Source organism: Kitasatospora sp. NPDC004289, assembly GCF_053602875.1.
Genome location: NZ_JBSGEL010000038.1, coordinates 35,157 through 54,806, shown reverse-complemented (window position 1 = coordinate 54,806; position 19,650 = coordinate 35,157). Strand labels below are relative to the sequence as shown.

The following is a 19,650-nucleotide window of genomic DNA, read 5'->3' as shown; positions in this document are numbered from 1 at the left end:
ACCGCGACCGGAGGCACCCCGCATGAGCACCTTCTCCCTCGACCCCGGCCCGGACCAGCTCGCCGTCCGCGACTGGCTGCACGGCTTCGCCGCCGACGTGATGCGCCCGGCCGCGGCCGAGTGGGACGAGCGCGAGGAGACCCCCTGGCCGGTCATCCAGGAGGCGGCCAAGCTCGGCATCTACTCGCTGGACTTCTACGCCCAGCAGTTCTTCGACCCCTCCGGCGTCGGCATCCCGATCGCCATGGAGGAGCTGTTCTGGGGCGACGCCGGACTCGGCCTGGCCATCACCGGCACCACCCTGGCCGCCGTCGCGGTGCTGGCCAACGGCACCGACGAGCAGATCGGCACCTGGGCGCCGCAGATGTTCGGCACCCCCGAGGACGTCAAGCTGGCCGCCTTCTGCTCCTCCGAGCCGGACGCCGGCTCCGACGTCTCCGCGCTGCGCACCCGCGCCGTCTACGACGAGGCCAAGGACGAGTGGGTGATCAACGGCACCAAGACCTGGGCCACCAACGGCGGCATCGCCCACGTCCACGTGGTCGTCGCCACCGTGGACCCGGAGCTCGGGGCCCGCGGCCAGGCCTCCTTCGTGGTGCCGCCCGGCACCCCGGGCCTGAGCCAGGGTCAGAAGTTCAAGAAGCACGGCATCCGCGCCTCGCACACCGCCGAGGTGGTGCTGGACGGCGTCCGGGTGCCCGGCAGCTGCCTGCTCGGCGGCAAGGAGAAGCTCGACGAGCGCCTGGCCCGGGCCCGCGAGGGCGCCCGCAAGGGCGGCAAGAACGCGGCGATGGCCACCTTCGAGGCCTCCCGCCCGGCCGTCGGAGCGCAGGCCATCGGCATCGCCCGGGCCGCCTACGAGGTGGCGCTGGACTACGCCAGGACCCGGGTGCAGTTCGGCCGGCCGATCATCGACAACCAGGGCGTGGCCTTCCAGCTGGCCGACATGAAGACCCGGATCGACGCGGCCCGGCTGCTGGTCTGGCGGGCCTCCTGGATGGCGGCCACCAACCAGCCGTTCACCTCGGCGGAGGGCTCGATGTCCAAGCTCTACGCGGGCGAGACCGCCAAGTACGTGACCTCGCAGGCGATGCAGCTGCTCGGCGGGAACGGCTACACCCGGGAGTACCCGGTGGAGCGGATGCACCGGGACAGCGCGATCTACACGATCTTCGAGGGCACCAGCGAGATCCAGCGGCTGGTGATCGCCCGGGCCATCTCGGGGATGCCGATCCGTTAGCGCGGTGGTGCCGGGGCGGTGGCGCCCTTGTGGTGACGTGCTGTCAGAACCGCGGGGGTCTGCGCTCCAGGAAGGCGGCCAGGCCCTCGCGGACGTCGGGGGACCGGCGGGACTTCCGCTCCCAGGGGGCGAGGGCGGCGCGGGCGTCCTCGACCCCGGGCCCGGCCTCCAGCGCGGCCTTGGCCGCGCCGAGGGTCTGCGGGGAGCGGGTGGCCAGCAGTGCGGCGAACTCGTGTGCCCGGGCGTCCAGTTCGGCCGCCGGGTGCACCTCGTCGGCCAGTCCGAACAGCTCGGCCCGCCGGGCGTCCACCAACTCGCCGGAGAACAGCAGGTACTTGGCCCGGGCCGGGCCGACCAGCCGGGCCAGCCGGGTGGTCGGCACCGCCGGGTAGACCACGCCCAGCTTGGCCGGGGTGATGCCGAGGCGGGCGTCGTGGGCGACGAAGCGCAGGTCGCAGGCGACTGCCAACTGGCAGCCGCCGCCCACGCAGTGGCCGTGCACCACGGCGACGGTCGGGTGCGGGAAGGCGGCCAGCGCCTGCTCGGCCGCGACGTTCTGCGCGTGGTAGGCCTCGGCCCGGTCCGGGTCCGCGTACACCTCGGAGAGCTCGGCGATGTCGGCGCCGGCGCTGAAGGTGCCGCCCGCGCCGGTCAGCAGCAGCGCGCGCACCCCGGGGGCGGCGGCCAGCCGGTCGAGCACGCCGGGGAGCGCGCGCCACATCGCGAGCGTCACGGCGTTGCGCCGCTCGGGGCGGTCCAGGACGAGGGTCGCGACCGCGCCGTCCACCGTGGCCCGCAGGCCGGGGACACCGGTGTCGACGTGCTCGATCCCGGACCGGTCGCTCTCGAACTGCTCGGTCAAGGCCGCCTCCTGGGGGTGGGTCGGCTCAGCCTTCCACGGCGGACGGCTCCGGCACCACGGCGGTGACTGTGATCTCCACCAACTGGCCGGTGTAGCCGAGGGTGGTGACCCCGAGCAGGGTCGAGGTGTGCGGGCCGTCGTGCAGCGCCGAGGCGTCGACCACGTCCCAGACCGTGGAGAGCGGGCCCGGCCGGTCCGCCACCACGTAGACGGTGGAGGCCACCACCCGGTCGAGCGAGCTGCCGACCGAGACCAGCGCCGTCTCCAGGTTGGCGAGCACCTGGTGCGCCTGGGCCACCGGATCGCCCGGGCCGACCAGCTCGCCGGAGGCGTCCAGCGGGACGCCTCCGGCCAGGAAGACCAGCCGCTCGCCGGCCTCGACCACGGCGGTGTGCGCGTAACCGGGCGGCGGGAAGAGGGCGGGGACGGTGCGGTGCTGGGCCATCGGGACTCCGACCGGTCGAGGGCTGGGCCTGGGCGGGCCCGGTCTGGGTGGGCCGGGCCTGGGTGGGCCGGGCCGGACGACCTCCGATCCTCGGCCGTCCGGCCCGGCCTGTCACCCGGTTTTCCGGGCCGCCCGGGTGCCGCTCTCCGGGGCGGGGCGCCATGTGGTCCACGAGCTGTCGGGCGACCGGGAGCCGGCCGGCGCCCACGCGCTGTCGAGCGCCCACGAGCTGTCAGGCACGGTCGGAGCCTCCCCGCTTCTCGGCCCACTCCGGGGCCAGGATCGCCCAGACCTCGTAGTCCAGCCGCTCGCCGCGGTACAGCGCGGACTTGCGCAGCACGCCCTCCAGTTGGAAGCCGAGGCCCTGGGCCACCGCGCGGCTGCGCGGGTTGACCGAGCTGTTGTGCCACTCGGCCCGGTAGAGGCCGCGCTCGGTGAAGGCGTAGTCCAGCAGGCGGGCGGTGGCGGCGCTGATCAGGCCGCGGCCCTGGCCGGCCGGCTCGGTCCAGGCGCCGATCTCGCAGTTGCCCTGCTCGGCGTCGAAAGCCACGAACATCACGCCGCCGACCAGCGTGCCGTCCAGCCAGATGCCGAACAGCTGGCGGGCGTCGGCGGCCTTCCGGTCGGCGAAGCCCTGGAGCGTGGCGGTGGCCGACTCCAGGTCGGTGGAGCGGGTGGCCCAGGGGACGTACGGGTTGACGTTGTCCCGGGCCCGGTCCATGTGGGCGAGGAACTCCTCGGCCTGCCAGGGCTCCAGCGGGCGGAGCTCGGCGCCCTCGGCGAGGGGTACGGCGAACACGGGGCCTCCTGTGGGCGGATGGTCGTACGTACATAACAAACGTTTGGTAGGTACCCTAGCGCCATGCCGCCCGCCCGTGGAGACCATGCCGCCCGTCGCAACGACGTATCCGCCGCCGTCTGGCGCGTGCTCGCCGAGCGCGGCTTCGGCGGTCTGACGCTCCGCGCGGTGGCGGCCGAGCTCGGGGCCAGCACCGGTCTGCTCACGCACTACTTCCCGAACAAGCGGGCGCTGCTCTCGTACGCGCTGGAGCTGCTGGACCAGGACGCCCAGGGCCGGCTGCCCGCCGCGGAGCGGGCCGGGACGGCGGAGCCGGCCGGGACGGCGGGCGCGGACGCCGGGCGCGGGGCGGCCGCCCCGGGCGCGGACGGGTTGGAGCGGCTGCGGGAGGTGCTGCTCGGCATCCTGCCGACCACGCCCGAGTCCGTCGCGGGGAACCGGATCTGGGTGAGTTCCTGGGACACGGCCCTGGCCGATCCGGAGCTGACGGCCCAGCACGCGGAGCGCTACCGCAGGGCCAGGGAGCGGAACGCGGCACTGGTCGAGGCGGCGCAGCGGGCCGGGGAGGTGTCGGCGGAGCGGTCGGCGACGGAGGTCGCGGCGGGCGTGCAGGCCTTCGCGCTGGGGCTGGTGGTGCAGGCCCTGCTGTCGCCGGAGGAGTTCCCGGCGGAGCGTCAGGCGGCGCTGCTGGAGGGGTACCTGGAGACCCTCTGAGGGGGTCGGCGGCGGTGGCCGGAGCGGGCCCGCCGCGGCGCGGTGGTGCCCCCAGCAGGATTCGAACCTGCGACCTACCGCTTAGAAGGCGGGTGCTCTATCCGCTGAGCTATGGGGGCGCGGCGACATCCGCCCGGGGAGGGCTTCGGTCGGCGTGCGAGGTCCGGGACAGGATAAGGGAGCCCAGATACTCGTCCGGGTCTTCAAGCACCGTGCCGGGTGTGTCGAGCCGGTTGAGCGGTCCGATAATCGCAGGTGGCGGCCGGGTGCGCAGCGCTCTGACGGCTTCTGGCGGCGGACGTTGTGCAGTCGTTACGGGGCTGTCTCCCCACCTGTTATGGATTCGGTGCGGAGAATGCCCGTGCCCGGTGGCCGGGTGGGGGAGGTTTTCGGCCTTGTGGGCACCGGGTGACGTGCGGGGATGCCGGGGCGGCGCACCGACCGGCGGCGGGGCCGGGGAGGGTCGGCGGGCGGGCGGCCGGAGGCGTCGGGGCGAAGATGTTGTCATGGCCCCGAAAAACTGGCGTCAGGTCAGTCGGAAATGCGATTGATTCACTCCGGAGAGTGACATCGGTTATCCCCATGCCCGGGTTGTCCACAGGATTTCGGAACTTCTCCGTGCATTTCCGCGGAGGGGGAACCCTCGGTTCTGCGGACGATTCCGCAGGGTGATTCCCGACGGACGGAGGGTGTTCCGGTGAACGAGTCGATGGTGACCATGATCGGCAATGTCGCGACGGTGGTGAACTACTCGCAGACCGCCGCCGGGGTTCCGGTGGCCAACTTCCGGATGGCGGCCACCGAGCGCCGCTACGACCGGGAGAAGGGCGACTGGGTGGAGGGGGACACCAGCTGGGTCACGGTGAAGGCCTGGCGCTGGCTGGCTGCCAATGTGGTGAGTTCGCTGAGCAAGGGCGATCCGGTGGTCGTGAGCGGCCGGTTGAGGGTCAGGGAGTGGGGCGAGCCGGAGAAGCGGCACTGCGTGGTCGAGATCGACGCCCGGGTGGTGGGTCACGACCTCGGGCGCGGTACCACCGCGTTCCGCTGGGCGGTGCAGGCCAAACCCGAGTTGGTGGGCGGCCGTTCGGGTCGGGACGATCCGGCGGCCGGGCCGCCGCCGTCGCCGCCGGGTGGGCGCGAGCCGGCCCCGGCCGAGCAGGCGGTGCCGGGGTGGATCGTCGCGGCGCTGGACTCCAGGCGGGCGGCCGTGGCGGAGTCGGTGCGGGTCCCGGTGGCGGTTGGTGCGGGTGGGACGGATGGGGAGGGAGGGGCCGATGGTGTGCGGGAGTTGGAGCAGGCGGGTGACGGAAATGCGGGAGGTGATCGAGTAGTCGCCGGATGAGCCGGGCTCCGACCGACTCCGGACACTTCCCGGCCGCGGGAGTGCCGAAGCGGAAACCGTCCTGATTGATCGTGAGAATCTGGCGGATCGTCAGTACACCGTTGTGATCAGCTGCTTGATAACAATATAGATACGGAACCGTCCTGGTTCGGCACGGAGGTTTGCTGGCGCCCGTCGGTCAATAGGATGCGTCTGGTTCAACACAGGTGCGGCGGTGTCACAGGGTGCGTCGCTTTGCAAGGCGGGCTGCCATCGGCAACGCCCAGCCCGGAGGGGTCGAGATGTTCCACAAGCAGGGGCGGGCGTTCTCCCGCATAGGCTCTGTCATGCTCGCGACGAGCATGCTCGTCGGCGGAGCGATGGCCACGGCCGCGTCGGCGGCCGACACGCCGAGCTCGACCGGTACCAAGGCCAAGCTGCTGCCGGGCGTCCGGCACAGCGGCAGCATCAAGTACGACCGCAACGGCGAGGAGCACAAGGTCCAGGGCGGCATCCTGCAGCTCATGACCGAGGACGAGAAGACCCTCGACACGTACTGCATCGACCTCCTGAACCCGACCCAGGAGAGCGCCGACTACAGCGAGACCGGCTGGTCCGCCACCTCGCTGGCGGACAAGCCGACCGAGGCCGGGAAGATCCTCTGGATCCTCAAGAACTCCTACCCGCTGGTGAAGCCGGCCGCGCTCTCCACCTCCAGCGGCATCGAGGGCCTGACCGAGGACGACGCGGCCGTCGCCACCCAGGCCGCGATCTGGCGCCTCTCCGACGGGGTCAACGCGACCCCGATCAACAACGAGAAGGCCGTCAAGCTCGCCGACTACCTGAGCCAGAAGGCGGTCAAGCTCGAGGAGCCGAAGCCGACCCTCACCCTCAACCCGGCCTCGGTGTCGGGCAAGAGCGGTGACCTGCTCGGCCCGATCACCGTCACCACCAACGGCACCGCGGTCTCGCTGGCCCTGGACGAGGCGGGCACCAAGGCCGGCCTGACCCTCACCGACAAGAGCGGCAAGCCGGTGACCAGCGCCAAGAACGGCGACCAGGTCTTCGCCAAGGCCGGCGCCGCCGGTGCCGCCGCGGGCAGCGCCGCCATCAAGGCGACCACCACCGCCGCCGAGGTCTCCGTCGGCCGGGCCTTCGTCGGCGTCGGCAAGGAGAACAAGCACAGCCAGACCCTGATCCTGGCGGGCTCGCAGCCGGTCAACGCCGCCGCCTCCGTCACGGTCAACTGGGCCCCCACCGGCCCGATCCCGGCCCCCTCCGCCAAGATCGACTGCATCCAGGGCGCGGTCGTGGTCACCGTCGCCAACAACGGTGACCAGGACTACACCTTCACGCTGGCCGGCCAGACCGTGACCGTCCCGCCGGGCGCCAGCAAGAGCGTCCCGGTCAAGGTCGCCGAGGACACCGCGTACAACATCAAGGTCCCGCTGGGCGGCGGCAAGTTCGAGGAGTTCAAGGGCGTCCTGAACTGCAAGACGGACACCGCCGTGACCCCGAGCCCGAAGCCGTCGGTCTCCGGCAGCAAGAGCGCCACCCCGACCCCGTCGGCCAGCCCGAGCGGTCCGGTCCTGGCCAACACCGGTGGCGGCGGCCAGACCCCGCTGCTCGCGGGCATCGCCGGTGCGCTGGTGATCGCCGGTGGCGCCGCGGTCTACACCCTGCGCCGTCGCGGCCGCCACAGCCGCGCCTGAGCCTGACGGTGACTCAGCCCGCCGAGGGCTGAGCCCCCGCACCGGCCCCGTTCCCTCCGCAGTCGAGGGGACGGGGCCGGTGCCGTCCCGGCCGGGCCCGCCGCGGCAACTCGGGCCGGTCCGGGGAAGGGCGGTTCGGGGCGGGTGCCGCGTTGCGGCAGAATGGAACGCTGCAAGCCGAATGTTCGGCTCCCCGTAGTTGCGGGGCGGTCCCCATCTCACACGACGACGCCGGAGCGATCTCACGTGGCGGAATACATCTACACCATGCGCAAGGTGCGCAAGGCCCATGGCGACAAGGTCATCCTTGACGACGTGACGCTGAGCTTCCTCCCCGGGGCGAAGATCGGCGTCGTGGGCCCCAACGGCGCCGGTAAGTCCACGGTGCTGAAGATGATGGCCGGGCTGGACCAGCCCTCCAACGGTGACGCCTTCCTGTCGCCGGGCTTCACCGTCGGCATGCTCCTGCAGGAGCCCCCGCTCGACGAGACCAAGACGGTCCTGGAGAACGTCCAGGACGGCGTCAAGGAGATCAAGGGCAAGCTCGACCGCTTCAACGAGATCGCCGAGCTGATGGCGACCGACTACTCCGACGAGCTGCTCGCGGAGATGGGCACCCTCCAGGAGGACCTGGACCACGCCAACGCCTGGGACCTCGACGCCCAGCTGGAGCAGGCCATGGACGCGCTGGGCTGCCCGCCCGGCGACTGGCCGGTCACCAAGCTCTCCGGTGGTGAGCGCCGCCGCGTCGCGCTCTGCAAGCTGCTGCTCGAGGCGCCCGACCTGCTGCTCCTCGACGAGCCCACCAACCACCTGGACGCCGAGTCGGTGAACTGGCTGGAGCAGCACCTGGAGAAGTACGCCGGCACCGTCGTCGCCGTCACCCACGACCGGTACTTCCTGGACAACGTCGCCGAGTGGATCCTCGAGCTCGACCGCGGCCGCGCGTACCCGTACGAGGGCAACTACTCCACCTACCTCGAGACCAAGCAGTCCCGTCTCAAGGTCGAGGGCCAGAAGGACGCCAAGCGCGCCAAGCGGCTCAAGGAGGAGTTGGAGTGGGTCCGCTCCAACGCCAAGGGCCGCCAGGCCAAGTCCAAGGCCCGCCTCGCCCGTTACGAGGAGATGGCGGCCGAGGCCGACAAGATGCGGAAGCTGGACTTCGAGGAGATCCAGATCCCGCCGGGCCCGCGCCTGGGCAGCGTCGTGATCGAGGTGGACCACCTCAACAAGTCCTTCGGCGAGAAGGTCCTGATCGACGACCTCAGCTTCACCCTGCCGCGCAACGGCATCGTCGGCATCATCGGCCCGAACGGCGCCGGCAAGACCACGCTGTTCAAGATGCTCCAGGACCTGGAGACCCCGGACTCCGGTTCGGTCAAGGTCGGCGAGACCGTCAAGATCAGCTACGTCGACCAGTCGCGGGCCAACATCGACCCGAAGAAGACCCTCTGGGAGGTCGTCTCCGACGGTCTGGACTGGATCAACGTCGGCCAGGTCGAGATGCCGTCCCGCGCCTACGTCTCGGCGTTCGGCTTCAAGGGCCCGGACCAGCAGAAGCCGGCCGGGGTCCTCTCCGGTGGTGAGCGCAACCGCCTCAACCTGGCGCTGACCCTCAAGCAGGGCGGCAACCTGCTGCTCCTCGACGAGCCCACCAACGACCTCGACGTCGAGACCCTCTCCTCGCTGGAGAACGCGCTGCTGGAGTTCCCCGGCTGCGCCGTGGTCATCTCCCACGACCGCTGGTTCCTGGACCGAGTGGCCACCCACATCCTCGCCTACGAGGGCGACAGCAAGTGGTTCTGGTTCGAGGGCAACTTCGAGTCGTACGAGAAGAACAAGATCGAGCGGCTCGGCGCCGACGCCGCCCGCCCGCACCGGGCCACCTACAAGAAGCTGACCCGCGACTGACGGGTCGGTGCGCCCCGTCCGGCAGCCCGCCCCGCGGGCGGGCTGCCGGACCGCCGCCCGTAAGCTGCCGACGGGTCACGTCGGCCGACGGGCGACCGGAAACCTGAGGAGAGATCGACCGTGGCACGCCACATCTACGCCTGCCCCCTGCGGTGGTCCGACATGGACGCCTTCGGACACGTGAACAACGTGGTCTTCCTGCGCTACCTGGAGGAGGCCCGGATCGACTTCATGTTCACCCAGGCCGCCGCCGCCGGCGCCGGGGAGTTCGCGGGCGGCTCGGTGGTGGCCCGTCACGAGATCGACTACAAGCGCCCGCTGGTGCACCGGCCCGAGCCGGTCACCGTGGAGACCTGGGTGACCAAGATCGGCGGGGCCTCGCTCACCGTGGCCTACGAGATCAAGGACACCGCCGCCGACGGCACCGAGACGGTCTACGTCCGCGCCTCCACCGTGGTGGTCCCCTACGACCTGGCCGAGGGCCGCCCGCGCCGGATCAGCCCGGTCGAGCGCGAGTTCCTGAGCCGCTTCACCGAGGACGCCGACGAGGCCGGGGACCGGTCGCCCGGTGTGGCGGCCGCCGCGGCCTGAGCCCGCGCGCCCGTCGCGGTCCGGGCCCGAATCCGGCCCGCCTGACGGTCCGTCACCGCCCGCCCCTCCGTCACCGCCCGCCCCGGGACCCGTCCGGCGGGCCCTCCCGTCGCCGTCTCCCGCGCGTCGCCGCCTCGTACGCGTCGCAGCCCCGCGCGGAGCCGCCCCCATGAGTGAGCTGATCCGTTGACCACCCCTGCCCCGCTCCCGCTCGCCGACCAGGGCGAGGCCGCCGGTCTGGCCGCCTTCCTGAGCAGGCTGCTGCGCTTCGACCGCGCTGCGGCCGTTCGGCTGCAGGCGGTGCGGGCGGGTGGCGGCGCGGCAGGTGGTGGTCCGGCGGGTGGTGGCGCCGAGGGCGGTGGTGCGGGCGGTGTGGTGCTCGCGGTCTTCGGCCGGCTTCCGCTGGGCGGTACCGGGGTGCTCGCGGTGCGCAGCGTCCGGCTCGGCGCGGACGCCCCGGAGTTCGACCTCACCGTCTCCGCCGGTCAGTTGCTCGACGGACTGGACGAGGCGGCCGACGAGCTGCGCCTGCCCGCCGCCGTGACCGGCCCGGCCTGGGCCGGGCTGCTCCCGCCGCGGACCGGCTGGGAGCGGATCGCCGAGACCGCCGCCGCCGAGGTGGCGCCCGAACTGGCCGCCGCCATCGAGGAGTTCAAGCAGCGCAGTGCGGAGGTGCCGGAGCACCACCGCAGCCGGTCGGTGCTGGAGGGCCTGGCCGACGAGATCTGGTCCCGCCCGCTGACCGCGGCTCCCGGGCTCCCGCTGCGTGCGGCGCACGCCGCCCAGGTGATCGGCTTCCTCGCCCCCGGCGGGCCGGTCACCGCCCACCGTTCCGGGGCCTGGCTGCGCCTGGGCACTCCGGCCGGCTCCGTCGCGCTGCGGGCGGCCGCCGCTCCGGGCGCGGGTCTGGGCCTCAGTCCGCTGCGCTGACCGGCCCGCGCCGGTCGGGGCGGGCCGGGTCGGTCGGGCCGGGTCGGCGCGATCGGAGCGGACCCGACCGGGCCAGGGCGATCCGGCCTGACCGGAGCGGACCCGATCGGACCCGACCCCGTCGGCGTCAGCCCGGGGTGTTGATCATCGAGGCGGCGGCGTAGGTCAGGTAGTCCCAGAGCTGGCGCTCGGCGTCGGCCGGGAGCTCCAGGGAGTCGACCGCGGTGCGCATGTGGCGCAGCCAGGCGTCGTGGGCGGCACGGTCCACCTTGAACGGGACGTGCCGCATCCGCAGCCGCGGGTGGCCGCGCTCCTCGCTGTAGGTGCGGGGGCCGCCCCAGTACTGCATCAGGAACAGCGCGAAGCGCTCCTCGGCCGGGCCGAGGTCCTCCTCCGGATACATCGGGCGAAGCAACTCGTCCTCGGCGACGCCCTGGTAGAAGACGTGCACCAGGCGTTGGAACGTCGGCTCGCCGCCGACCTGGTCGAAGAAGGTCACCTCGTCAGTCACTTGACCATGGTCGCAGACCGCCCCGGCGGCCGTACACCAGGTCCATCGGCCTAGGACCGTGGTACGTCGGGTGTGCGGCCGCCGGGGCGGCGGGGTGGTGCGGGCCGGGGTGGTGCGGGTCCTGGCGTACGGGCCGTCAGGAGCGGTGCAGGGTGATCGTGGTCCAGGCGCCGATGTGGACGCGGTCGCCGTCGTTGAGTGGGATGGCGGTGTGCGGGGGCACGGGCTCGGCGCCGCCGTTGACCGTGGTGCCGTTGGTCGAGTCCTGGTCCACCAGGACCCAGCTTCCGTCGGCCTGTTCGGCCAGCAGGGCGTGCTGGTGCGAGGCGCCCGGGTCCTCCGGCGGGACGGAGAGGTCGATCTCCGGGACGGTGCCCCGGTGCTGGCTGCGGCGGCCGATCCGCAGCTGTCCCCGGCCGGTGAGCGGTATCCGCCGCTCCGGGCAGTACGGCGGGAAGAACAGCCCGGCCGCCTCCGGGCCGCTGCGGGCCATCATGTCGGTGAAGTAGTCGCGGTCCGCGCTGACCACCGCGATCCAGGTGGACCGGACGGGAGCGGCCGGGGGCTGCTGCGCGGCCGGCGGCTGGAGGTGGAACGAGGTGCCGAACTCGTCACCGGGGGCGGTGCCGGGCTGGGCGTAGGTCGGGCCCGAGTCGAAGGTCTGCAGGGCCTCGGCGCCGGTCGGCTCCGCGAACCGCTCGTGCTTGCGGAACGGATCGCCCGCACCGAACGGCCCCGGCGCCGCAGGGGCGCCGGGCACGCCGGACACCCCGGGTACGGGGGGTGCGGCCGGGGCGCCCTGGGCGCCGACCGGTGGGAACGGCGAGGGCTCCGGGCTCGGCGCGGGCGGCGGCACCGGGGGCAGGTAGGGGTCGGGCGCCGGGGCCGGCGCCGGCACGGGTGGCTGGTACGGCCCCGGGGCGGGGGCCGGCGCGGGCGGCGGGAAGCCGGGGTGACGGCCGGCGCCGGGGTGCTGGGCCTCGGGGTTGGAGAGGGCGTAGTCGAAGCCGCACTCCTCGCAGTACCGGCCGGTCTGCGGGGTCCGGCAGATCGGGCAGGTGACCAGGTCGGTGGTGAGCTCGGGTGCCTGCCCGGGGTGCCCGGCCTGCCCGGGGTGGGCCGGGTGCGGGGCGTGCGCGCCGGGGCCGGCCGGAGGGGCGAACTGTCCAGCTCCGCCCGGGGGTTGGGCGTACGGGTCGGACTGCTGAGGGTGCGGCTGGTAGGGCGCGGAGTGCGGCTGCTGTGACTGCTGCGGCTGGTACGCGGCGGCCTGGTGCGCCTGGTGCTGCTGCCCGTGGTGCTGGTGTGCCTGGTGCTGGTGCGGCGCCGGGTGTCCCGGGGCCTGGTGGCCCTGGGGCTGCGCCGGGTGGGCCGCGTACGGGTCGGGCCGGCCGGGCTGGGTGTGCCGCGGTGCGCCCGCGCCGTAGGGGTCATCCGGGCGCCCGAAGTGCGCGGGGGGAGCGACGGCTGGTGCGGGCGCCACCGGGGACACCGGTGCGACCGGCGACACCGGAGGCAGGTGCGGTGCGGCGGTCGGCGGCGCCCCCGTGCCCGGCGCGGGAGTGTGCCCGCTGCCGAACGGTGCGGCCGAGCCCGGCACGGCCAGCCCGGGCGGAGGCGTCATCGGGAAGCCGCAGAAGTCGCACCAGTCCTCGGCCTGCGACTCGTGGCCCCTAGGGCAGATCGGCATCAGGTCCCCCACATTCCAGCGACGTCACGTTCCAGCAGAGTCCAGCACGAGCGGCCCGGTCTCACCGGACCGTCACTTCTTCACCCGGACGGTCTTGGTGGACCGGGTCTCCAGCGTCATCGAGTCGGCTTCGCTCACGTTCTTACGGAACCGAACGGTACCTTCCTTCGGGTCCACCACGTCCACCACCTTCTGCAGGAGCTTGTAGGTGGAGTCGTTCCCCGTCCGGTGGGCGATCCGCACCGCCGCTCCCAGCTTGGCGGTGGCCCGGTCCAGGTCACCGGCCCGGTGCGCCTCCAGGCCCTCCTGGATGGAGGAGGCCAGCTCGGCCTGGCCGGTGTAGTGCGCGACCTGCGGGCTGATCCGGGTGGTGGAGGCGAGGTCGTCGGTCCAGACCGCGCGCACCAGACCCTGGGAGAGCACCTCGGTGCTGCCGTCCGGTCGGGGCAGCACCAGGCTTATCCGGGCGGCCAGCATCTCGTTGCCGACCTCGGCGGAGGGGACCTCCACGCAGACGTGGTAGTCGCGGCTCTCGTCGCCCCAGGAGCCGGTCGGGTAGTCCCCGGCGCGCGGTCCGGCCTCGGACCGGTGGTCCGTCAGGTCCTCCAGCGAGGGGGAGACCTGCTTGACGTAGCGGACCACGGCGTTGGCCGGCGTCCAGACCCGGAGGGACACGTCGGCGACCTGCTTGCCCATCGCGGCCTCCATCATCTGCCGGAAGTCCTCGGCCAGGCCGGAGGGTTCGGCGACGATGTCCACGGTGCCGAGCAGGGCGGAGGCGATCTTGCGCAGCTCGGCCACCTGCCAGTCGGTGCCGACGCCGCGGCAGTCCACGGTGAAGTACCCGGCGGCCGACTCCAGGGCGGCCTCCAGGCCGCCCGGCTTCTCGTGCTCGTTGCGCCCGTCGGTGAGCAGGATGCCGTGCCGGATGGTGGACTCGGGGCGGCTGGCGAAGAGCTGACGGGCCTTCAGCAGCCAGGTGCCGATCGCGGTGCCGCCGCCGGCGGAGAGCTTGCGCAGGGCCTCCTTGGCCTGGGCCCTGGTGGCCTCGCCCGCCACCGCGAGCTTTCCGCCGCCCGGGTAGACCTCGGTGGCCTCGTGGGTGCCCGCCACCACGGCGAAGGCGACGCCGTCCCGGATGGTGTCCACCGCGACGGCGGTGGCGGCGCGGGCGTTGCGCAGCTTCTCGGCCGGGTAGTCCATCGACCCCGAGCAGTCCACCATGATCACGACGGCGGCCTGGGCGCCGCCCGCGCCGCCGGAACCACCCGCGCCGCCCGCGCCCTCCGCGGCGTCCCGGGAGACCGGCCGCCCTCCGGTGGTGCCACCGCCGGTCGCGGTCACGGTGACGATCGCGTTCACCTCGCGGGCGCCCTCGGCGAGGTACTCGTTCTGGAAGACGTCGACGCTGAAACTCGGCTCGGACCGGGACAGAACGGCCATCGTTGCTCCTGTCGTGCGGATCGGGTGATCGCGGGTTCGCTGGGTCGGTGGTGGGGCACGGGCACGGGCACGGGCGCGGGGGAGCGGGTGGCCGGGGCCGACGGCCGCGGGCCGGGGTCGCCGGTCCCGGGGTGACCGGTCGTCAGGCCCGGTCGGCCGGTTGGAGCTGGAGCTGGAGGGTCTGGTCGGCGGGCCGTTGGAGCTGGATGGTCGGGTCGGAGTGGAGCGGTGCGGCACCGGTCGCGGCGCCGGCCTGGAGGGGCACGGTCTGGAGCGAGGACTCCGGCGGCGGGCTGATCGGCAGCACCGCGACGGTGATGTTGTCGTGCCCGCCGGCGGCCACCGCGAACTCCACCAGGTTCCGGGCCGCGGCGAGCGGCTCGGTTCGGGCGTCCGGGCGGACCCGCTCGGCCAGGTCGGCGGCGGCCTCGGCGTAGTTCCACAGGCCGTCGGTGCAGACCAGCAGCACGCCGGGGACGTGCGGGGTGAAGCTCACGGTGTGCGGTTCCAGGTCCTCCGCGTCGGCGCCGAGCCAGCCGGTGATCGCGTGGGCGCGCGGGTCGGCGTACGCCTCGGCCTCGTCCATCAGGCCGATCGCCACCACCCGCGCCGCCCAGGAGTCGTCCTCGGTCAGCCGGTACGGGACGGCCGACTCGCGGTCGTCCGGGATCCAGTACGCCCGGGTGTCGCCCACCCAGCCGATGGTGACCAGCCCGGCGGCCGAGACCGCGCTGACGTAGGTGCAGGCCGGGGCGTTGAGGCTGCCGCCGGGGGTGCGGACGCCGTCCTTGGCCAGCTCGCTGACCGCCTTCGCGGCCTCGCCGATCGCCTCCCGCATGGCCTGGTCCGGACGCTGACCGCGTTCCAGCGCCGCGAGCAGGTGCGCCGAGGCGGCCCGGACGGCGGTCTCCGAGGCCTCGTCGGGCCGGGCCGAGGAGGAAACCCCGTCGCAGACCACCGCGAGCGCGACCGGCTCGCCGCTGGGCAGCCGGGTGGCGGCCACCGTGAAGGCGTCCTCGTTGCGGTGGTGCCGCAGCCCCCGGTCGGTCACCCCGGCGACGCCCTCCACCTCCCGCTCCTGGTGGTCGCGCGGGCGGGGCTGCACGCCGCCGCAGGACTCGCAGTAGCCGTCGGCGGTCAGCTCCGCCGCGCCGCAGTGCACGCAGGGCACGGCCGCTGACGCTCCGTCGGAAGCGGCGGGCACCGGGGCGGTGGCGTCGGTCACGCCGACGCCGCAGGCGCCGCAGTAGTCGTCCTCGGGGTCCAGCGGCTCGGCACAGCTCGGGCACACGGTCTGCTGCGGCATCGGTTCACACCCACGTCCGGGGGCGGGCACGGTTGGCCCGCTCCACCATCTCGATCCTGATCTCGGCGCGGTCGGTCAACCGTGCCAGTACTCGATAGGAGTGTTCCAGGGCGAAGCGCAGTTCCCGTTCAACGGCGGGTCGGCCGAGCACGTCGATCGTACCGGTGGAGGCACCTCCGCCGGTCTTCCCGGCTCCGTTCGCAGGCTCGTTCACGGCGCCGTTCACGGCCCCGTTCCCGGTCCCGTTCGCGGCGTCGGAGGGGGAGCCCGCCAGCACCCAGCCGAGGGCGGCCTCGAGGAGTTCCACCGAGAGCTCCTCGGCGTGTCGGGCGTCCAGCGGAAGCGCCGTCAGCTGCTCGGAGCAGCGCGCCAGTTCCGGGCCGAGCGGGTCGGTCGCGGGCCGGCCGCGCAGGCGGGCCCGCAGGGTGGCGACCCGGGCGGAGGTCCAGTGCGCCGAGGACTCCGGCACGCTCTCCAGCGCCCGGACCGCCCCCTCCCGGTCGCCGGCGGCCAGCAGCACCCGGGCCAGGCCGAAGGCGGCGCTGACGTAGCCACGGTCGGTGGTGCCGACCAGGCGGTAGAACTCGGCGGCGTCCTCGCCGTTGCCGAGCAGCTCGGCGCAGACCGCGAGGGCCAGCTTGGGGGCCTGCTCGCCCGGGAAGGCGTCGTAGACCGCGTCGAAGGACTCGGCGGCCGCCGCGGCCCGGCCGGCCACCAGCTCGAACAGGCCCCGGTGCCAGACCACCCGCCAGTCGTCCCCGTGGTCCTGCTCCAGCGCGAGCAGTTCCTGCTCGGCGGCGACCGTCGCGGCGGCCTCCCGCGAGCCGGGCGCGGGAACCTGCACGGGCGGTGCGCCGGGGACCATGACGACCGAGGCGGGCTCGGGGGTCCGCGGGTCCCCGGCGAGCCGCTCCAGGTGGGCGCGCAGGGCGCGCAGCCGCAGCTCCGGCGAGGGGGACGGAGCGGTGGCCAGCGCGGCGAGCGCCTCGGTGGGGCCGCTCGTGCTGAGGGTGGCCAGCAGGCCCGCGTAGGGGTCGGACGGGTCCACCAGCGGCACCGGCAGGGCGAGCGCGGCGGCGGCCGGGGCGGGCGGAGCCGGCGTCAGCTCACGATCCACCACCCGCAGTTCCGGCCCGAAGAGGGTGGAGAGCGCGGGCCGGGGGCGGCCGTCCTGGAGGCTGAGCAGTTCGCGCAGCACGCCGGTGAGCTGCCCGGCCATCTCCTCGGCGGAGCCGAAGCGGCGGGCCGGGTCCGGGTCGGTGGCCCGGACCAGCAGCCGGTAGTACGACTCGTACCGGGCGAACAGCTCGACCTGCTCGGGGCCGGGCAGCTCGTACCGGAAGCGGGTGTTGTAGCCCTGGAAGTCGAAGGTCAGCACCGCCAGGGTGCGGGCCACGGTGTACAGGTCCGAGGCGACCGAGGGGCCGTCGGTGGCGATCTCCGGGGCCTGGTAGCCGAGGGTGCCGTAGATCGGGCCGTCCTCGCCGATCCGGCAGACCGCGCCGAGGTCGATGATCTTGAGCGAGTCCTCGCTCTGGATCACGTTGTCGATCTTGAAGTCGCAGTACACCAGCCCGCGGGCGTGCAGGTAGCCCAGTGCGGGCAGCGCCTCCAGCGCGTACGCGATGGCCTGCTCGACCGGGAGCGGGTCGCGCCGGCCCTCGATGGTGCGGCGGTCGTTGGCGATGTCCTTGAGCGACAGGCCGCCGACGTACTCCATCACGATGTAGCCGTCGGTGGAGCCGGTCCGCAGGTCGGGGTGCTCGACGAAGTTGATGATGCGGACGATGTTCGGGTGGTCCACCTCGGCCAGGAAGCGGCGCTCGGCGATGGCCACCGCCAGGGCGTCCTGGTCCCCGGTGTCGAGCAGGCCCTTGAGCACCACCCAGCGGTCGTTCACCCGGCGGTCGGCCGCCAGGTAGATCCAGCCCAGGCCGCCGTGCGCCAGGCAGCCCATCACCTCGTACTGACCGCCCACCAGGTCGCCCCGGGTGAGCTTGGGCGTGAAGGAGTACGGCGTGCCGCACTTGGTGCAGAAGCCGTCGGCCCGTCCGGGGCGGCCGTTCTTCTCCCGGCCCACCTCGGCGTCGCAGTTGCTGCAGAAGCGCTTGCGCTCCGGCACCTGAGGATCGGTCAGCACCGCCGAGGCCGGGTCGGCCGCGGGGACCACGGGGACGTTCACCAGGCCCGCGCCCAGGTTGCCCCGCCGCGCCGTCCCGGTGGAGCCGCTGCCGGTGCCGCTGCGCACCGAGACCGAACGGCCGCTGCCGGTCCGGGTGGAGCGGTGCGAGCGGGAGCGGCCGGACATGGTCCGGGAGGAGCGGGAGGAGGTGGTGCCGGAGTGCGACCCGGTCCGGGCCGACGGGACGGCGCTCACCCGGCCGGTCTCGGCGGCCAGACCGCACTCGTCGCAGTAGCCGTCCGGGTCGATGGTCCCGCCGCAGCCACGGGTGCAGGCGCTCCCGGTGACCGGCAGGCCGGGGACGACCCGCCCGCCGTCCGGCGCGGCGGCCGAGGACCCGGCGGCCGAGGATCCCGTGGCCGACGACGCCGTGCCGGTCGACGCCGTGGTGGTCGAACCGAGCGGCGCCAGGCCGCAGTTGTCGCAGTAGCCGTCCTGGTCGATCGTCCCGTCGGAGCAGTCCGGTCGGACGCAGTTCTCACCCATCGACGCCATCCCCCTGTCCATCCGGTATCCGGTCCTGCGGTTGTCCGGCGGCCGCCGCGGCGGGCTCGACGGGCGCCGGCGCCGGTGCGGGCGGCCGCAGCGCCTGCTGGAAGCGGACCACGGCCTCCGCCGCCGCTCGCAGGTCGCAGGGCGCGCTCCACAGCAGCCAGCGCGCCTTCTCGAAGCGCTCCACCACCACCGGGTCCTCGGCCAGCCCGAGCCGGGCCGCCATCGCCTTGTACGCCTCCAGGCGGCCGCGCAACTCGGCCCGCACGGCGAGCGGTTGGGCCACCTCGGTGAGCGACTGCCGGGCCCGGCCCAGCTCCTTGACCGCCACGTCCTCCAAGGCGTCCAGCAGCGGGGCCAGCCGGTGCCACTGGCCGCTCTGCTGCAACTCGACCGCGAGCGTGACCCGTTCGCGCAGCGCCGAGGCCGGTCCCGGGACCTGGGGCACCTCGGTGGCGGCGATCTTGGCCAGCACCTCGCCCCGGGCCCGGCGGGCCTCGGCCAGCGTGGCGTCGGCCCGGCGCAGCAGGTCACCGACCTGCTGAAGGCGGTCCTGGGCCTCGTCGCGCAGCCGCAGCAGCCCGTCCAGCTCCAGCCTGAGCCCGTCCAGCGCCCGGCCGGCCCGGTCGAACCGCTCGGTGTCCGCGGCCCCCGCCAGCACCCCCGCCATCGCGGCCCCGGGCGAGACGGTCCCGGTGCGCTGCGAGGGCACCCGGCCCGGCCGCCAGAACGCCAGCGGATCGGACCGCACCTCGGACCGCAGCTGCGTCAACTCCCCTTCCAGGCCGTCCAGGTCATCGGCCAGCGGGTGCGCCCCGCTGCGCACCCCGACCGAGCCGGAGAGCATCCGGACCCGGCCCAGCTCGGCCAGCAGCAGGTCGATCCGGGCGGGCAGCGCCGTCCAGACCGCGTCCGCCGGGGCCACCACCTCGTAGACCGCGGCGTACCAGGCGTTCATCCGCTCCAGCAGCTCGGCCAGGCTGATCTGCTCCACCAGACGGACCGGCACCGGCCCTGCGGCGTCCGGCAGTTGGCCGCCGGAGACGGTCACGGCCGGGCCGCTCAGCAGCTCGGTCAGCTCGGCGAGCTCCGCCCCGCCGGGACGGTTGCGCCGGGCCCGGACCGCCCGGGCCGAGGCCAGCGCCTCGGCGTAGCGGTCGAACAGCGCCCAGAGCAGCGCCAGTCCGGGCTCGGCCACTGCCCAGCGCTCCTGGGTCCGCCCGCTCAGGACGGCGCCCTCCAGCAGCCGGCGGCCCTGGTGCTCCTGGAGGGAGAGCAGCGCGGCTTCGACCGCGTCGCGCTCGGCACCCAGCCGGCCCAGCTCGCGGTCCACCTCCTCCCGGCTCATCGCCGGCCCGGCAGCTCCTGCCAACGCCACGTCATCCCTCTCTCGACCAAGACCACATCACCGAACGAACCTCGAACCACGAACCGAGCACCACGCACCAGGAGCCGCGCACCATGCACCACGCACCGCGATCCACGGGCTCGGCGCCGACGA

Annotated in this window: 16 protein-coding genes and 1 tRNA gene; 7 read left to right on the top strand and 10 right to left on the bottom strand. The window is 73.8% G+C overall.

Features of this window, described 5'->3' with window-relative positions:
• Positions 1–22: 22 nt before the first annotated feature.
• Positions 23–1,240: an acyl-CoA dehydrogenase family protein gene (locus tag ACWEPF_RS24570; protein WP_452174177.1), complete on the top strand. Its 1,218-nt coding sequence runs from the start codon at positions 23–25 to the stop codon at positions 1,238–1,240.
• Positions 1,241–1,283: 43 nt separating this feature from the next.
• On the opposite strand, the gene ACWEPF_RS24565 is transcribed toward ACWEPF_RS24570, so the two are convergent.
• The 3 genes from ACWEPF_RS24565 to ACWEPF_RS24555 all read right to left on the bottom strand — a co-directional run bounded on the left by ACWEPF_RS24565 (position 1,284) and on the right by ACWEPF_RS24555 (position 3,346).
• Positions 1,284–2,069, bottom strand: a complete 786-nt coding sequence (locus tag ACWEPF_RS24565; protein ID WP_452174196.1) for an enoyl-CoA hydratase/isomerase family protein — start codon at positions 2,067–2,069, stop codon at positions 1,284–1,286.
• Positions 2,070–2,127: 58 nt separating this feature from the next.
• Complete coding sequence (locus ACWEPF_RS24560; protein ID WP_452174176.1) at positions 2,128–2,547, bottom strand: RidA family protein; 420 nt, start codon at positions 2,545–2,547, stop codon at positions 2,128–2,130.
• 232 nt (positions 2,548–2,779) lie between these two features.
• The gene (locus ACWEPF_RS24555; protein WP_345288546.1) at positions 2,780–3,346 is read right to left on the bottom strand and encodes a GNAT family N-acetyltransferase; all 567 of its coding nucleotides are present in this window, start codon (positions 3,344–3,346) and stop codon (positions 2,780–2,782) included.
• A gap of 63 nt (positions 3,347–3,409) precedes the next feature.
• Here ACWEPF_RS24555 and ACWEPF_RS24550 point away from each other — a divergent pair, with 63 nt between their 5' ends.
• Positions 3,410–4,060, top strand: a complete 651-nt coding sequence (locus ACWEPF_RS24550; RefSeq protein WP_452174175.1) for a TetR/AcrR family transcriptional regulator — start codon at positions 3,410–3,412, stop codon at positions 4,058–4,060.
• A 43-nt stretch (positions 4,061–4,103) separates the two neighbouring features.
• Here the strand turns inward: ACWEPF_RS24550 and ACWEPF_RS24545 are convergent.
• Positions 4,104–4,179: transfer RNA gene (locus ACWEPF_RS24545), tRNA-Arg, on the bottom strand.
• Between the two features lie 578 nt (positions 4,180–4,757).
• On the opposite strand from ACWEPF_RS24545, the gene ACWEPF_RS24540 reads away from it, so the two are divergent.
• The 5 genes from ACWEPF_RS24540 (at position 4,758) to ACWEPF_RS24520 (ending at position 10,525) form a co-directional block, all read left to right on the top strand.
• Positions 4,758–5,402 (top strand): single-stranded DNA-binding protein, encoded by a 645-nt coding sequence (locus ACWEPF_RS24540; protein WP_452174174.1) that lies wholly within the window; start codon positions 4,758–4,760, stop codon positions 5,400–5,402.
• 326 nt (positions 5,403–5,728) lie between these two features.
• Complete coding sequence (locus tag ACWEPF_RS24535) at positions 5,729–7,093, top strand: Cys-Gln thioester bond-forming surface protein (protein WP_452174173.1); 1,365 nt, start codon at positions 5,729–5,731, stop codon at positions 7,091–7,093.
• Positions 7,094–7,339: 246 nt separating this feature from the next.
• Positions 7,340–9,004, top strand: a complete 1,665-nt coding sequence (ettA, locus tag ACWEPF_RS24530) for an energy-dependent translational throttle protein EttA (protein ID WP_345288550.1) — start codon at positions 7,340–7,342, stop codon at positions 9,002–9,004.
• A 120-nt stretch (positions 9,005–9,124) separates the two neighbouring features.
• A complete protein-coding gene (locus ACWEPF_RS24525; protein ID WP_452174172.1) occupies positions 9,125–9,595 on the top strand; it encodes an acyl-CoA thioesterase in 471 nt (156 codons plus the stop codon).
• A gap of 186 nt (positions 9,596–9,781) precedes the next feature.
• The gene (locus tag ACWEPF_RS24520) at positions 9,782–10,525 is read left to right on the top strand and encodes a hypothetical protein (RefSeq protein WP_452174171.1); all 744 of its coding nucleotides are present in this window, start codon (positions 9,782–9,784) and stop codon (positions 10,523–10,525) included.
• A 127-nt stretch (positions 10,526–10,652) separates the two neighbouring features.
• Here ACWEPF_RS24520 and ACWEPF_RS24515 read toward each other — a convergent pair whose 3' ends face one another.
• The 6 genes from ACWEPF_RS24515 to ACWEPF_RS24490 form a co-directional block, all read right to left on the bottom strand.
• Complete coding sequence (locus ACWEPF_RS24515; RefSeq protein ID WP_452174170.1) at positions 10,653–11,036, bottom strand: globin; 384 nt, start codon at positions 11,034–11,036, stop codon at positions 10,653–10,655.
• A gap of 136 nt (positions 11,037–11,172) precedes the next feature.
• Entirely contained in the window at positions 11,173–12,726 is a 1,554-nt protein-coding gene (locus tag ACWEPF_RS24510; RefSeq protein WP_452174169.1) for an FHA domain-containing protein, read from the bottom strand.
• Positions 12,727–12,798: 72 nt separating this feature from the next.
• A complete protein-coding gene (locus ACWEPF_RS24505; RefSeq protein ID WP_452174168.1) occupies positions 12,799–14,169 on the bottom strand; it encodes a vWA domain-containing protein in 1,371 nt (456 codons plus the stop codon).
• A 142-nt stretch (positions 14,170–14,311) separates the two neighbouring features.
• On the bottom strand, positions 14,312–15,475 hold the full coding sequence (locus ACWEPF_RS24500; RefSeq protein WP_452174167.1) for a protein phosphatase 2C domain-containing protein: 1,164 nt from the start codon (positions 15,473–15,475) through the stop codon (positions 14,312–14,314).
• A 4-nt stretch (positions 15,476–15,479) separates the two neighbouring features.
• Entirely contained in the window at positions 15,480–18,143 is a 2,664-nt protein-coding gene (locus ACWEPF_RS24495) for a tetratricopeptide repeat protein (protein WP_452174166.1), read from the bottom strand.
• On the bottom strand, positions 18,136–19,497 hold the full coding sequence (locus ACWEPF_RS24490; RefSeq protein WP_449798453.1) for a hypothetical protein: 1,362 nt from the start codon (positions 19,495–19,497) through the stop codon (positions 18,136–18,138). Before ACWEPF_RS24490 ends, ACWEPF_RS24495 begins: the two co-directional genes overlap by 8 nt.
• Positions 19,498–19,650: the final 153 nt, after the last annotated feature.